This is a genomic window from Kribbella turkmenica, from assembly GCF_004348725.1.
Taxonomy (GTDB): Bacteria; Actinomycetota; Actinomycetes; order Propionibacteriales; family Kribbellaceae; genus Kribbella; species Kribbella turkmenica.
In genome coordinates this window covers 1-1,106 of record NZ_SMKR01000347.1, presented here as the reverse complement: position 1 = coordinate 1,106, position 1,106 = coordinate 1, and the positions used below count along the sequence as shown (strand labels likewise).

The window sequence follows — 1,106 nt, the reverse complement described above, 5'->3', positions numbered from 1 at the left end:
TGTGATGTCCAGGGAGGTTGCCCCGCTTGGCGGCGGTGAGTCGGGCTGACAGGTGAAGGCCTCCGGTTGTGAAGTGGAGCTGTCTAGTTCACCGCTTCACCAACCGGAGGCCTTCGTGTCCCACGCTAACGCTGCTTTGACCCCACGCGCACGGTTGCGGCTGGCGCGTCTGATCGTCGATCAGGGCTGGACCTATGCCGCGGCGGCGAAGATGTTCATGGTCGCGGTCAAGACGGCCCGCAAGTGGGCCGATCGGTACCGGGCCGAGGGTCCGGCGGGGATGGCCGACCGCAGCTCCCGGCCCCACCACAGCCCCACCAAGACCCTGCCGGGCGTGGTGCGGCGGATCGTGCGGTTGCGGTGGCGCCACCGACTCGGCCCGGTCCAGATCGCCGGCCGGCTCGGTGTCCCGGCCTCGACCGTGCACGCTGTACTGGTCCGCTGCCGGATCAACCGGCTGTCCCGCATCGATCGGGTCACCGGCGAACCCCTGCGCCGCTACGAACACCCCCATCCCGGCTCGCTGATCCACGTCGACGTCACCAAATTCGGCAACATCCCCGACGGCGGCGGCTGGCGCTACCTCGGCAAACAACAAGGCGACAAGAACAAGGCCACCACCGCGCTACGGACCGGACGCACCGCCAAAGGCCACCCCAACATCGGCACCGCGTTCGTGCACACCGTGCTCGACGACCACTCCCGCCTCGCCTACGCCGAAATCCACACCGACGAGAAAGCCGCGACCGCCATCGAGGTCCTCCACCGCGCCGTGGCCTGGTTCTCCGACCACGGCGTCACCGTCGAACGCGTCCTGTCCGACAACGGGTCCTGCTACCGCTCGTACGCCTGGCGCGATGCCTGCACAGAACTCGGCATCAAACCCAAACACACCCGGCCCTACCGCCCCCAGACCAACGGCAAAATCGAAAGATTCCACCGCACCCTCGCCGACGGCTGGGCCTACACCCGCTTCTACGAATCAACCCACCATCGCAACGCGGCCCTACCCCACTGGCTCCACTTCTACAATCATCACCGACCCCACAGCTCAATCGGCGCCCAGCCACCCATCACCCGACTGACCAACGTCCCTGGACATCACA

General features: G+C 67.0%; 1 protein-coding gene. It reads left to right on the top strand.

Annotated features, from left to right (window positions below; all coding sequences use genetic code 11):
• Nucleotides 1-115 precede the first annotated feature (115 nt).
• On the top strand, nucleotides 116-1,106 hold a 991-nt coding region (locus E1218_RS35815), incomplete at its 3' end, for an IS481 family transposase (protein ID WP_132327461.1).